Genomic DNA, 14,171 nt, shown 5'->3' with positions numbered 1-14,171 from the left:
AGTGGTAAATAAAATATCAAATAAATAGGATTTAACAATCAATCAATATATAAAAAATAATATATCGATTTTTAGTACATTATAATAAAACAAGATTGTTAACATGATAACAAAATAAAAAATTAAAAATATTTGTTAATACAAAAAATCAAAAAGGAGAGTTTATCTCCTTTCTGATTTTCGATAAAAAATGATTTATTGCTGATTATTCTCTACAGGAAATCTCAGTGCTCTTACATCATTTCCCGTTGGGGATTGGTGCACCCTTAAACCAAATTGGGGCAAAATAGCAAAAATATGATCAAAAATATCAGATTGAATCGCCTCGTATTGTACCCAAATAGTAGTGTTGGTAAACGCATAAATTTCAATAGGAAGCCCATCAGAGGTTGGTGCTAATTGTCTTACCATAATTGTCATTTGCTTATGAACATTAGGGTGATTTTTTAAATAAGCTTCAACATATGCGCGGAAGGTTCCGATATTGGTCATGCCCCGTTGATTTAATGGTGTTTGACATTCATTGCCTAAAGTTGCATTGAATTGATTAATTTCACTTTCCTTATTTTTGATATAAGGAGCTAATAAATGGGCCTTTTCTAGATCATCAAGTTGTTTTTTATCTAAAAAATGGATGCTATTAATATCAAGAGCAAGGCTTCGTTTAATACGACGTCCTCCTGATTTTGTCATTGCTTGCCAGTTTTTAAAGGAATCTGAAATTAGAGAATAAGTTGGAATGGTCGTAACCGTATTATCCCAATTACGCACTTTCACGGTTGTTAAACTGATATCAATGACGGCACCATCAGCACCATATTTAGGCATTTCTAGCCAGTCACCAAGGCTTATCATGTTGTTTGCAGATAATTGAATGCCGGCGACTAATCCCATAATAGGATCTTTAAACACCAACATTAATACAGCCGTCATGGCGCCTAAACCACTGAGTAAAATAAGAGGCGATTTGCCAATAAGTAGGGAAATAATCATTATCCCAATCAGTACAGAGGCGGCGAGTTTTAAGCTTTGAAAAATACCTTTTAATGGTAATCGGCCAAAGGAGGATGAATTTCTCATGATCTGCATACAGAGATCCATAATAGAGAAAAGCATCAATAAGCCGAAAATTAAACACCAAGCTTGTGCGCTGGTGGTGAGGATTTCTTGTGTTTTACCTGAACCCATCCAAACAAGTGCTTGGATATTAACAACGACACCTTGGATTAAAAAAGCAAAACGACTAAATAGTTTGTTTATTTCTAATGAAACTTGCCACTTTTGGTCATATTGATTGATGGCACTCGAAATTCGAGGTAGGACTAATTTGTGTAAAATAAAATGAAGAACAAGGGCAACAAGAAAAATAATGGCTAAAACGAGTAATAAAGAAGCGACTTGAGCGTATTCTTCATTGAATTGACGTATCCATGTAAGCAGTTGCTGCTGCATAAAATATCCTCATAGTTAATATGTATTGTGTATTAAGAGTACAGAAAAGAGATCTTAGTTCAAGGAGGTGAATTTTTTGTTACGAAAGGTGCGCGAGTAAATAAGGTGAGGAAAAAGAAAATAGATAGAATAAAAGCCAGAAATAGTCTTTTTTGCGATGAGGGGGCTATTTCTGGCTTTGAGCTGTTTATTATTTTAAATCAAATAATTACAGTAATCTAGTTGATGATAATTGTACAACAACTTGGTGCAAGTGAGTAATAAAAGAAGTCATTGATTTCATATTAAGTATCCTATTAATAAAATGTGATTTACGTCACAAATATTTTCTAAGATTGATTTTAATCACATTCTCATAACAGTCAATAGCTTTATGCAAAAATATTTTAAATTTTAAATTATTTTTTATGCAAAAGGCATTTTTTGCTTATTTAATCAGTGGTGTCTTATTGGTAAGTTTTTTATCTTATTGTTTATTAAGTTTTTTATTTCTTTTTGTTAACAATGCTCAGTTGACTTTTTTCTATTGTGATTTTCACTTGTTTTTTTTGCTTTAAGCTAAAAATGGAATCGAAAAAAGAAAGGAAATCACTCAATGAATATCGAAACAAAAGAAGAACGTTTACAAAAAATCTTACAAGGTGAGAAAGGTGCAATAGCACTGACACCTCCTGTATATGGTGCTCATGCTCAAGCCGTTATTGATTCTGATGTGGAAATTAAATTCAATCAGATAAAATCATCTCCTGATGATCCTGATAACGAAGTCAAAATGAATCGAGTTATCAAATATGAAGTGGTTGTCACGGGAATTAATCTACGTTTGGCTGAATGGCGTACAAGCCCAAAAGGCATTTTAATTTTGCCAAATAACAAAGATGTCTACATTACGATAGTAGATGACAGCAAAACAGAGATCTCGTTAACGGGCAATCGAAGTGGTGTGGCGTCATTACAATTAATTTTAAAAGATGAAGATGATGAAAATATTGTTTATTACGCAACGCCGATACAAATTCGTGTTACCCCACCTAAACCCAATCCTAATACCGACTGTTCATCGACTCATTGTGAAAAATTTGATGACTTGTTGACAATACGTTCAGAATCTATGCAATGGCCAAGTCAGTGGGAAAGTATATCTAAAAGTTTTGTAGTACATCTTCAAGATAAAGAAGGTGAGGATGTTCAAAATAAAGAGATCAAATTAGCTTACGATGTAGATAATAGTACATTAACTGTTGAGCCTGAAATTTATAATTCCGATGGCGAGAAAATCAATATTGGCAAAACTAACAAATACGGTATTGCAAACTTTAAAGTCAAATTTAAAAATAGTGAACCTAAACAAGTCGCTATATTCTATGCTGAAACTGAAAATAGCGAAGAACCAACGAAGCCAATTAAATCAAGAGATTATTATGTTGAAATGACAACGGAGAAATTACCTTCTCCTAAAGTGCCTGCAACATTAAATGGTATTCTCAGCTACCATAGTGAAAATTATTGCGTTAACGCAAATCTAATTTTAGGTCGTGACATTAGTGAAAGCACTCAAGTTGGATTTTATTTTAATGATCAACTTAAGATGTTGCCATGTACTGATAAATCAGCAGTTTCTGTGAGATTAGAAAATCAGTTATTAACAAATGGCATTCATTATATTTCTTTCTTTACGGTTGATATCTTCGATAATATCTGTTTTTCTCGACGTGAGCGTATTATTGTTGATAACTCTTTAACGGGGGAATGTAGTAAGCAAATTAAAAATATTGCGCCAAAACCTTGCATTAGTGTCACTATTCCACAGATTTGTGATCGCTACTTTAATTCCGTCAATATTAGGCTTGTTCCTTCCTTATGTTTACAAATTAAAAACCGTGTAGCGAAAATGAATATCCAAAAAATGGTTATCATCTTTAATGGTTATTCTAAGGTAAATAGTAGTGAAAGAACGTTGGTATATCGCTCAACATTAGAAATCTACGCCGATGATCCTCGTTTAGGGAATTTCTTGCACGATACAACTCCTAATAATGAGCCTATTAATATGGTTGAAATCGTTGAGCCTGCATTAGAGAGTATTTTGGCTGATGCATTGCCTAATATTGAAGTAGGGCAACTCGGTATTCAGGTAATGGTCTTTGAAAAAACAGGAAATTGTTACCTCTGTGGAGAAAATATGTATACGGTATCTCTGCGTTTACCTTGTGCTTAATACAACTCCATTCTAGTTTCTACTCAAGAGCCACATCATGTGGCTCTTTACTTAGCAAAAACTAATAGGAATATTATTATTTTATCGGCTATTAACGAGTCATTCTTTTTATTGCACTAGTTATCGATAAAATGGTGAGTGAGCTTAAAATAAGCTGTATACCAATCAATGCCATTACTAGAGCTACGGATGTTTCAGGCCCAAACGCAAGTAGAAAATAGGCGATAACGAGATCTAAAAAACCTACCAAGATATTAAACCAGCCATAAAAGTTATCTTTAATTTGTTTGAAGCCGATATTTAGACGCAATATCCCTGCAAAAATAAAGAGAAAGCCGATAAAAAAAGCTAGGCTAAGCATACCGTTTAGCGGATCGGTAATAAAAATATAACCAAGTAAAAGATAAATAAAACCCGCTAATAAAGTGATGAGCATTGACCAGCCTGAAGAGACTTGAGAATTGAAACCACCAATAATACTGGATATTGCACAGGCAAAGAAAACGATGCCGAGTAATACACTGATAACAACACCTGAAGAGAGAGGGTTAATAATACAGATAAAACCTGCAATAAAGCCCAATGTAGCGATAATATTCATTAAGGTACATTGTCTTTTAACCAGTTTCTCTGTTAGCTGAGATAAATTATTTTTATTAATATCTAACATAGCAACCTCTTTATGCTTATATTTTGGACATAAGTTAAATTATAGCAATTTTTGCTTATATAACATGACTTCTTTAAATAAAACTATAATTAAAAAGAGGTAGAGAAGGTGATAAATCACCTTTGAAATATAAAATTGAAGGAGTAAGGTAGTGGCTAAGGTAAAATGTTAATAAAAGTTATAGCGGAGGTAAAATGTCTGATGTTGTGTATTTAAATAATCAGTTTGTACCTAAAGAGCAGGCTAAAATATCTGTTTTTGACCGTGGTTTTTTATTTGCAGATGCGGTTTATGAAGTTACCGCAGTTATTGATAGTCAACTCATTGACTTTGACGAGCATTTCCAACGTTTACAGCGTTCGTGCAAAGAATTAGGATTATCCCTTCCTATCACGAAATTGCAATTAATCGATATTCATCAGAAGCTTATTGAAAGCAATCATCTTCATGAAGGGCTTATTTATTTACAAATAACCCGAGGTACTGATTCATCTCGCTTTTTTGATTTTCCGTCTTCATCTATTTCTCCCACAATTGTTGCTTTCGTTCAACACTCCACCGTAATTAATCACCCCAATGCCAAAAAAGGTATTTCAGTAGTTAGTGTTGACGATATTCGCTGGCAGCGTTGTGATATTAAAACCGTTGCATTATTAGCCGCGTGTTTAGCGAAACATTATGCACATCAACAAGGTGCTGATGATGCTATTTTAATAAAAAATGGCTATATAACGGAAGGTAGTTCAAGTAATTTTTTTATTATAAATCATGATAATGAAATTATTACACGACCTCTGAGTCAGGATATTTTACCGGGGATTACGCGCCAAGCAATTATTCAATTAGCGCAAGAAGAAGAGCTTAAAGTCATTGAGCGTTTATTTACGCTTGATGAAGCTAAAAAAGCAAAAGAAGCTTTTATTAGCTCGGCTACCACGTTAATTTGGCCTGTAATTTCAATAGATAATGAAGAGATAAATCAGGGGGAAGTTGGACATTTGTCTCAACGTCTACGAGAGATCTACCTTGATAAAGCACTTAAAAAATAATTGAATAGACAAATATACTTAATAAAATTTATCGCACTGTTTTTAGATTTTTATTGCAATATAACAGTGCGGTAAATTTATTATTCATTGTATTAATTATGATGTTCAATAATCATTACAGCGGTTGTATCTGGTTCTAAAGCCCGGAATATATGAGTAACATCACCGGGATAGCAAATATAATCACCGGGTTGCAATTCTTGTTGATTATCTATCGTTCCCACCATTGCACTACCACTAATAATAATAATGTGTTCAGTCACATTTTTACTGTGAGGATCTGACACCCTATCTTTTCCCGGTTGAGCAATTACGGTGTATATATCGCGCTTTGCCCCCATAGGGCAGGATGAAAGTAAAAAAGCATGGTAATACGCTTTTTCTGCACTAATTTTAAAACCATCACCTTTGCGAATAACTTTGACTTCAGGTTGTGGTGCTGAAATAAGTTGAGAAAACGGAATGTTTAATGCAACACAAATCGCCCAAAGTGTTTCAATACTCGGGTTTCCTTGGCCTGCTTCTAATTGAGATAATGTGGATTTTGCAACACCTGCTCGTCTTGCAATTTCAGCAAGCGAAAGGCCTGCTTTTTTTCTTTCTCGGGCAAGGGCCTGAGAAATAATTTCAATAGGCGCACAAGGCGATGACATCATAGCTTCCTTTAAAATCATCTTGCAAAAAAATAGATCGTTCAACATAATGAACGATATGTTCAATAAAAAATACGACATTTTATGAAAATTAACAGTCGGCTTGATAATAACGTACTTAGAGACATTCTGCTTGTTTCATTAGCAGATGGTATTGTTGGTATCTCTTATGGCGCTTTAGCTCATACACAAGGGTTTGATTTTTGGGTGCCATTAGTGTTATCCATTTTCGTTTTGGCGGGTGCTTCTGAGTTTCTTTTTATTGGTGTAGTGGCAATGGGAGGAAGTGCAATTTATGCAGCGCTTGCTGGATTAATGGTTAATGCACGACATATTCCCTTCAGTATGGCTGTAAAAGATTTACCCGGAAAAGGACTTAAATCATTATTAGGCTTTCATATATTAAATGATGAAAGTGTTGTATTTGGCTTATCTCAACGCACAGCTGAACAGAATAAACTTGCATTTTGGGCATGTGGGTTGAGCATTTTACTTGTTTGGCCTTTAGGAACCATGATAGGCGTTTATTTAGGATCATTTATTGTTGATATTAAGATGTTAGGGTTAGATGCGATGTTCCCCGCTATTATCTTGGCATTAAGTTTGCCAGCATTAAAAAATAAACTAACACGTAATGCTGCGATTATTGGTAGTGCCATTGCTCTTATAACAACGTTATTTTTACCTGTAGGGATACCTGTTTTATTGTCATTAGTTGGCGTGTTATTTGTGTTAAGGAGAATATAATGTCCACAGTATCTATTATTACAGGAATTGTTATTCTTGCTGTTGGCACATATGCTATGCGTCTTTCCGGAATATTACTTAATAATAGGTCCGGTGTTTCGCCTCGTGTAAAAGAGATACTTTCATTATCAGCAATTGTTATTTTATTTTCAGTGGCAACGACCTCAACATTTTTTGATGGCGATCAGCTTGCTGATATATCAAAAATTATTGGAGTTGGGGTAGCTGGAGTTTTAACTTGGAAAAAAAAGCCATTTATTATGATTGTGCTTAGTGCAGCAATAGTGACTGCTGGGTTACGTTGGCTAATAAAGCTTTGGGAATAAACCAACAATTAACGTTACGATGATAAAAGAGAAAGGAGGCGTTAATGCCTCCTTTCTAATAGTTTTTTAATTAACAGACGATTAATCATTTTCTGATAATTTGATTTCTAATGGTAGTGTGATAATAAAACCAATACCTCTATTATTAAGTCCTTCAGTCACAATTAATGAGGCTTGAATTTTATTAGCAAGATTTTGTGCAATGGATAACCCCAAGCCACTACCAGTTTCATTTGAACCAGGAACACGATAAAAACGTGAAAAAAGGGCATTAATATGTTCTTTTGCCACCCCAGGTCCGTCGTCACGCACAAAAATATTAATCCCTTCTGCATACCTATTCTCAATAGTGACTTCTACTTGGCTACCTCTAGGGCAATATTTAATAGCATTATCAAGTAGATTATTAAATATAGAGAGTAATGCCTGTTTATCAGTTTTAAGAGGTAATGGATGCCCTTCATTTAGTGATAATTCGATATTTTTACTAATTGCATATGGAACACGTTGTGCTATTGCATTACCAATGATGTTATAGATATCAAGAGTTTCTATTTTAAGTGGAAAATCATCACATTCTAATCGGGCTAAATCAATTAATTGATGAGAAAGAGCCGCGGCTCTATCAAGCGATTGCTTCATATCATCAATAATTTCTTCGCGTTCATGTTGATCATCGACTAAAGAGAGTAAATGTAATTGAGCAATAACCGCTGCAATAGGTGTTCTTAATTCATGGGCAGCATCTGCCATAAATTGTTTCTCACGAATATTCGCTGCATCAATTCTTGCCATTAACTGGTTTAATTCTTTAAAGATTGGACGTATCTCTTTAAATTGTTGACCGACATTAATGGGCGTTAAGTTACGAGGTTTACGATTAGAAATAAGTTCTGCAGCTTGTCTTAACGGGCGTAAACTAAAATAAGCTGTAATTAAAATAGCAAAAATAACCGTTGCTAGAATAAACAAAAAGGGCACAAATGTTCCTTCAACAGGGTTACCTATAACATGGCCCCTATCTTCAACGGATTCACCAATAAACACTTTTATTTTGTGTTTTTCTCCCCAACTAAAAGAGAGTATCCATTTTTCTCCCGCAACTGAGACTTTTTCTGACGCTAATGAAAGCACTCTGGTTGGAATAGGTAATTCAGGGCGATTAGTATAAATTAGGGTATTATTTTCATCTAAGGCGATAAACCAAGGTAAATATTGTAATTCATCATCTTCACCATTAAGCATAGCGTCGATGTACATACCTTGTAAGTTATGTGCAATTTCTTTGAGTACTTCAGGTTGGTCAGCAACACTCTCTAGAGTATTAGCAAAACCCTCAGCAATAATTTCTTGCTGTTTATTATAAATTTTTTCAAATTCAGCAAGATAATCAAATTGTATCCAAGCTAACCATACGCCCCAAAGCATAACAATAGAGATAATTTGAAGAACAATGGTGTAAATAAAGAAAGAACGGATCTTCATTTAGTTAGCTTCTTTTTTTAATAAATAACCCACACCACGCACCGTGATAATTCGCTCTTTACCTATTTTTCTACGTAAATTATGCATATGGACTTCAAGTGAATTACTTTCAATTTTATCATCTAGACCAAATAAGCGTTGTTCTAACTCGGATTTACGCACTACATTGTCAGTATTACGCATTAATTCGTATAGCAACTGATATTCTTTACCTGATAATAAAAGTAGTTCGTCATTTAAGGTGACTTGATGGTTTGCTGGATTAAGCTGTAAATCCCCAATAGACCATATTTGTGATGAAAAACCCGCCATTCTACGGCTAACTGCTTTTACACGGGAAATAAGTTCAGGCATAGCAAAAGGCTTTGGTAAAAAATCATCAGCCCCTGAATCTAATGTTTGTACTAAATTGTCGATTTGAGTTCGGGCCGTTAAAATGATGATCGGAATTTTTTCACCGTTCTTTCTAAGTGCAATAAGTTCATCTTGCCCATCACCATCAGGTAGACCCAAATCTAATAGCATTAAATCAAAAGGGCGCTGACTCAGCTGAACACGAGCATCAGCAAGTAACCTAACCCAACATGGGTGAAAACCGGCAATTTCAAGCCCACGACAAAGCGCTTTACCGAGTTGTAAATCGTCTTCAACCAATAAAATATTCATAATAATACCTATCTAAAATCGTCTAAAGAAAGTATAGGAGCCAAATAAAAATTGAGCAATATAATAAAATGTAAAATCAGGTTTGATTAATGAACTCTTAATGTAAGATAAAAATTTATTTAATATGCTTTTTTACTAAAAATAAGAAACTTTAAAAAGAAAATATTATTATAAATGGAGTGTCTAGATAATCTTGTTTTATATTTCGTTACTCCAAGGCATTTAATGTTAATTTTCAAAAATGAATTAAGATTTGAATCGTTGTTTTTGATTTTTTATAGCCAGTATGTTTCCACGTTATTATGCTAAGTTAATTTAAATGATTTATCTAAGATGCTTGTTATTTTTGAATAAAATATAACTTTAATTAAAAATAATTAAATTTGGTAGTGTGTTTGAGATAATGTAAATATAAAAAAATAATTTCATTGATTGATATGTCTGTTAAAATGATGCTTTATTGTTTTATTGAAATAAAATAATAGAATTATTATATCCCTGTTGTGCAACATTTTATTAGATTTAGATTATTTACTCTATTCATCTATACTCTTACAGTTGAACTCCGTATTTTAAAAGGAATTTAAATTTTATTAAAAGGAATTTATATGAAATTAGATGGTGTTATTTAGTATAAATTAAATCATTCTGTGTCAGAAATGCTCCCATCCCTCTGGGAGCATTTCACATGGCCGTTATTACTCACATAATGAGTCATCCCATAATTTTAAATCAAATGGTAAATTTAACGGTTTTGCTAGTTCACTCGCTATATTTTGAAATTCTGATTTTGCGTGTTCTAGACGTTGTTTATCACTTTCAGGAATAAAGTTATCTTTTGCTGGTAAGTCATCTAAGTTGTATTCTTCCACTAATACTTCATCGTCCCAACGCTGAAATAGCCAATAACTACCAGGCACCAGTGTATAATTAGTGCCTTTAATTAATGTTTTTCTATCAGATTGGTAATGCACGGGAATTAATTGATTAGCGACATTATCCCAGATCCAGCCTTTATAAGTGCTATCAGTTAAACGTGTTATCGACCAATGCATATCATCAGGCTGATAAAAATTAAGTTCTATTAGAGGTATATAAATTGGATTATCTGTGGAAAATGAGGCTTGAACGAGTCCATTTGTAAAATAGGAGATATCCAATATTTTGTTATTGTTGTTTAATTTTAAATGACAACCATCCCATTTTGTTATTTTCAAACCGTTTTTTTCTGGAACTTCTGGAATTGAAATTATGAGGTCTGTTGCACTGTCTTTGGCTGATGGATAGTAATGGCCTGTAATGTATTCATCATTACTGCCATAAAATTTCCATGTTGCTAAGGGGGTGTGCTTAAAATAGGCATTAAAAATAAAAAAAGAAAGTAAAGCAATAGTCAAAAAAAGAAAAATCAGTCGTGTTTTTATAGTCATTTTACTTTATTGCCTATTTTCTATTTACTCTTAAAGTTGTATAAATTTAGTGTAACAGAAATGAATCATTTAATTAAAGAAGGTAATATACTTTTACCAGAAAAAGGACATGTGTTTTATGTCATTAAGGTAAATATACTTAAATAGGATTTCACCATGATTAAAAATTCAGTTTTAGCTTCATACCCTTTTTTAAAAGAGATGGAAAATGATGAATATTATCCTGCTCACCTTGTAAAAAAAGGACAAGATTTACTTAAAATATTGTGTTTGAAAATTGAAGCAACTTCACCTAAAAAGTTATCAGAACTTTATGTTTTAACTCAAGAAACAACAGATCAATTTAATGATCTTGCTGAGGCTTTTTGTGAAGAAGGTAGTGATATTGAAACTGTTGCAAGAGAGTGTATTGCCGAAGATTTTGGTATTATTGCTGATGAATATGGTTTTAAAGATGCTGATATAGAAGAATTAATTGCAACAAGAGATTGGTAAAAAAGGATGAGAAAACAAGATAATGTTTTCTCATTTTTATTATTTTTAATTATCTAATTATATAAATAAAATTTATATAAAATAAAAGCAACGTATATTTATCTTAAGCTATTTACTATCTAGGCGAGAATAGAATAATTTAGTTGACAAAAAAATATTTATTAATAAACTAGCCTACAGTTTGGTCGATAAGACTCGTAAGCGTTTACGTTAATCAACGCATATAACTTATTTTTAGCCTGTTGTATTGGCAGTTATGTGCCGTTGTACAATCGTATTATTGGAGTCTTTCATTATGTCTTTTCATGACAAAAATTACTTTTTAGGTATTCCTAAACTACCTACCCGAGCAATGGTTTTTCTTGTTCCTTTTTTCCTTTCTTTTATTATGTCAGGTATTGTTGCTTTTATTAGCACCATCAAATCGTTAGGAATGGGTATGTATGTTATCTCCCCATGGTTAAGCTCTTGGGGGATCTCTTGGATGATTGCTTTTCCAACAGTCTTATTTGTATTGCCTATCGCAAGACGTTTCTCTCTGTTACTGGTTAAGCCTGCAAAATCGAATAACTAATTAGAAAAAAGATCAGTGTTCGGTGCTGATCTTTTTCATTCCACTCATTTCTTGTTTTATTTTTTCAAATAATATCTTATGACATTGTAGAAGATTAAAATAACGTAATAGTTTATTGAGTAACTCTTACATTTTTTAATAACTATAAGGTTTAAGTCAGAATAAATAATAACTAAGAAATAGATTATTTATCATCACAATGTGAAGTAGAGCATCGCCTTGATGGATAAGATCCGATAGCCTTAAACTTGTATATTAAATCCATTTATTTATAAGCGAAGTAGTTTTCTTTGCATAAATTCTTATTGGTAGCAGGAGGCTTTATATGAGTTTGTTGTTCTCCCCTAAAAAATTAGGCCCCCATCAGTTAGATAATCGTATTATTGTTGCACCTATGTGCCAATATTCGGCACAAGATGGTTATCCGACGACATGGCACACTATGCATTATGGGCAGCTTGCATTATCAGGTGCTTCGCTTGTGATTGTGGAAGCAACTGCCGTTGAGCCGAGAGGTCGTATTAGCTATAAAGATTTAGGTATTTGGTCTGATCAGCATGGCAGTGAATTAAAAAAATTGGTTGATAATATTAAGCAATATTCCTCTGCTAAAATTGGTATACAAATCGCCCATGCAGGACGTAAAGCATCAACCGATTTACCTTGGAATGGCGGTGTATCATTAGCACCAGATTCTCCTCATGGTTGGCAAAAAGTTGCACCTTCAGCAATTCCTTTTGGAAAAAATCATCAGCCTCATGCCCTGACGATTGAAGAAATTGAAGAGATAAAACAATCCTTTATTGATGCGGCGAAAAGAGCAGAATCAGCGGGTTTTGATGTTATTGAAATTCATGGCGCTCATGGATATTTATTGCATGAATTCTTATCCCCATTATCAAATGATAGAACAGATCAGTATGGTGGCGATTTTAATAATCGTAGTCGGTTATTAGCAGATGTTTTTGTTGGTGTGAAAAATGCTGTTTCTGACAATGTTTGTGTTGGTGTGAGGATTTCTGCAACAGATTGGGTTGACGGTGGCTGGGATCTTGAAAGTGCAGTTGCTTTAACACAACACCTTGAAGAATTAGGTTGCCATTATATTCATGTTTCTTCTGGTGGTTTATCTGATAAGCAAAATATTAAACTAGGCCCTAATTATCAAGTGCCATTTGCTCAGGCTATTTATAATGAAACACAATTGCCAGTTATTGCGGTTGGACTTATTACTGAGCCAGAACAAGCTGAAGCTATTTTATTAACAGAGCAAGCTGACTTTATTGCATTAGGTCGAGGTATTTTATACGATCCTCGTTGGCCTTGGCATGCGGCAGAAAAACTGAAACAAACCATAAAAGTTGCACCTCAATATTTACGTTGTGCGCCTCATGGTAGTAAAGATTTTTTTAAATAGTTATTTTTTAAGCCATGGATAGTCATAAATGTTATGTGATTATCCGTGGTTTTTTCGTCAATAAAGCTTCTCATGATAGAGAATAATAGTGGTGTAAGCTTATTGAATAATGAGATCGGATCATAAAGTAAAATGAAAATAAATCCTTTATTGCTTCAACCTAGGATTGCTTAAGACGATGTGTTTTGAATGCGAACACATCATCAGAGAATTAAGCATTCTTTGATGACTCATTAATTTATAGCGAGTCATATTATGAAAAATAAGCATTGGTCACGTGTAGAATATCTGCATGAAACAGTAAAAAATAAAAACATTATCATTAAAGGACAACATAGCTATTACAGTGATTGTTGGGATGAGGGTTTTGAAGCTTCGGTTGTGCGCTATCTTTATGGTGATGAAATTAGCTTGCAATGGAAACCATTATGGGAAATTGATAAATTATATATCGGTGATTATGTTTGTATTGGTGCACAAGCCGTTATATTAATGGGCGGAAATCATACCCATCGCCTCGATTGGTTCTCACTTTATCCTTTTATGGATAAAATTGAAGAAGCTTATATAGGTAAAGGTGATACTCATATTCAGGATGGTGCATGGATAGGAATGCGTGCAATGATAATGCCCGGGGTCACTGTTGGTGAAGGGGCTATTGTCGCTGCTAATAGTGTTGTTTCCAAAGATGTGGAACCTTATAGCATTGTAGGTGGAACACCAGCAAAACATCTTAAATATCGTTTTGATCCAAATGTGATTGAGCAACTTTTATTGTTAAATATTTATCAATGGTCAGAGACGAAATTTGAAGCGCTTAGGCCTTATTTATGTCAATCCTCAATTGATAAATTATTAATCGCAGAAGCAAATTTTATTGAATAAACATAGACCCCTAAATATAAAAATATTTAGGGGTTTTTACTTAGTTATTTTTGTAATATAGATTTATAATACTATATAAAATATGAAAAAATAACGTTATTATT

At 33.4% G+C, this 14,171-nt stretch carries 14 protein-coding genes; 8 read left to right on the top strand and 6 right to left on the bottom strand.

All coding sequences use genetic code 11. The annotated features are described in order from the left end of the window. Nucleotides 1–195 precede the first annotated feature (195 nt). Nucleotides 196–1,452, bottom strand: coding sequence for a mechanosensitive ion channel family protein (locus tag ABN256_RS04065; protein WP_196553737.1), 1,257 nt, complete (start codon nt 1,450–1,452; stop codon nt 196–198). Between the two features lie 595 nt (nt 1,453–2,047). On the opposite strand from ABN256_RS04065, the gene ABN256_RS04060 reads away from it, so the two are divergent. After that, the gene (locus tag ABN256_RS04060; RefSeq protein ID WP_197269034.1) at nt 2,048–3,670 is read left to right on the top strand and encodes a hypothetical protein; all 1,623 of its coding nucleotides are present in this window, start codon (nt 2,048–2,050) and stop codon (nt 3,668–3,670) included. Nucleotides 3,671–3,761: 91 nt separating this feature from the next. Here ABN256_RS04060 and ABN256_RS04055 read toward each other — a convergent pair whose 3' ends face one another. After that, nucleotides 3,762–4,340 (bottom strand): HdeD family acid-resistance protein, encoded by a 579-nt coding sequence (locus ABN256_RS04055; RefSeq protein WP_109407851.1) that lies wholly within the window; start codon nt 4,338–4,340, stop codon nt 3,762–3,764. A gap of 194 nt (nt 4,341–4,534) precedes the next feature. Here ABN256_RS04055 and ABN256_RS04050 point away from each other — a divergent pair, with 194 nt between their 5' ends. Beyond that, the gene (locus tag ABN256_RS04050) at nt 4,535–5,389 is read left to right on the top strand and encodes a D-amino-acid transaminase (RefSeq protein ID WP_197269035.1); all 855 of its coding nucleotides are present in this window, start codon (nt 4,535–4,537) and stop codon (nt 5,387–5,389) included. A 92-nt stretch (nt 5,390–5,481) separates the two neighbouring features. Here the strand turns inward: ABN256_RS04050 and ABN256_RS04045 are convergent, their stop codons facing one another. Next, nucleotides 5,482–6,042 (bottom strand): helix-turn-helix domain-containing protein, encoded by a 561-nt coding sequence (locus ABN256_RS04045; RefSeq protein WP_072068566.1) that lies wholly within the window; start codon nt 6,040–6,042, stop codon nt 5,482–5,484. Nucleotides 6,043–6,126: 84 nt separating this feature from the next. Here ABN256_RS04045 and ABN256_RS04040 point away from each other — a divergent pair, with 84 nt between their 5' ends. Together ABN256_RS04040 and ABN256_RS04035 are read left to right on the top strand one after the other, a co-directional pair. After that, nucleotides 6,127–6,789, top strand: coding sequence for an AzlC family ABC transporter permease (locus ABN256_RS04040; RefSeq protein WP_196553734.1), 663 nt, complete (start codon nt 6,127–6,129; stop codon nt 6,787–6,789). Beyond that, nucleotides 6,786–7,115: an AzlD domain-containing protein gene (locus ABN256_RS04035; protein WP_196553834.1), complete on the top strand. Its 330-nt coding sequence runs from the start codon at nt 6,786–6,788 to the stop codon at nt 7,113–7,115. The genes ABN256_RS04040 and ABN256_RS04035 overlap by 4 nt, the downstream gene beginning before the upstream one ends. An 81-nt stretch (nt 7,116–7,196) precedes the next feature. On the opposite strand, the gene ABN256_RS04030 is transcribed toward ABN256_RS04035, so the two are convergent. The 3 genes from ABN256_RS04030 to ABN256_RS04020 all read right to left on the bottom strand — a co-directional run bounded on the left by ABN256_RS04030 (nt 7,197) and on the right by ABN256_RS04020 (nt 10,696). Next, nucleotides 7,197–8,600: an ATP-binding protein gene (locus ABN256_RS04030; protein ID WP_196553733.1), complete on the bottom strand. Its 1,404-nt coding sequence runs from the start codon at nt 8,598–8,600 to the stop codon at nt 7,197–7,199. Then, on the bottom strand, nt 8,601–9,266 hold the full coding sequence (locus tag ABN256_RS04025) for a response regulator (RefSeq protein WP_115350000.1): 666 nt from the start codon (nt 9,264–9,266) through the stop codon (nt 8,601–8,603). It abuts the gene before it with no gap. Between the two features lie 698 nt (nt 9,267–9,964). Further along, nucleotides 9,965–10,696, bottom strand: a complete 732-nt coding sequence (locus tag ABN256_RS04020) for a hypothetical protein (protein WP_349439154.1) — start codon at nt 10,694–10,696, stop codon at nt 9,965–9,967. A 156-nt stretch (nt 10,697–10,852) separates the two neighbouring features. Here ABN256_RS04020 and ABN256_RS04015 point away from each other — a divergent pair, with 156 nt between their 5' ends. The 4 genes from ABN256_RS04015 to ABN256_RS04000 all read left to right on the top strand — a co-directional run bounded on the left by ABN256_RS04015 (nt 10,853) and on the right by ABN256_RS04000 (nt 14,067). Continuing rightward, nucleotides 10,853–11,191 carry a DUF5713 family protein gene (locus ABN256_RS04015; protein ID WP_197269038.1) on the top strand — a complete coding sequence of 113 codons (339 nt, stop codon included), beginning with the start codon at nt 10,853–10,855 and terminating at the stop codon, nt 11,189–11,191. 295 nt (nt 11,192–11,486) lie between these two features. Beyond that, nucleotides 11,487–11,765: a DUF2798 domain-containing protein gene (locus ABN256_RS04010; RefSeq protein WP_072068559.1), complete on the top strand. Its 279-nt coding sequence runs from the start codon at nt 11,487–11,489 to the stop codon at nt 11,763–11,765. A 325-nt stretch (nt 11,766–12,090) separates the two neighbouring features. Next, entirely contained in the window at nt 12,091–13,182 is a 1,092-nt protein-coding gene (locus ABN256_RS04005; RefSeq protein ID WP_196553729.1) for an NADH:flavin oxidoreductase/NADH oxidase, read from the top strand. A 255-nt stretch (nt 13,183–13,437) separates the two neighbouring features. Next, a complete protein-coding gene (locus ABN256_RS04000; RefSeq protein WP_197269039.1) occupies nt 13,438–14,067 on the top strand; it encodes a CatB-related O-acetyltransferase in 630 nt (209 codons plus the stop codon). Nucleotides 14,068–14,171: the final 104 nt, after the last annotated feature.

The organism is Proteus sp. fly-1008, from assembly GCF_040140305.1.
Lineage (GTDB): Bacteria > Pseudomonadota > Gammaproteobacteria > Enterobacterales > Enterobacteriaceae > Proteus > Proteus vulgaris_B.
Note: the sequence above shows the minus strand (reverse complement) of the source record. Positions and strands in the feature narration are given on the sequence as shown.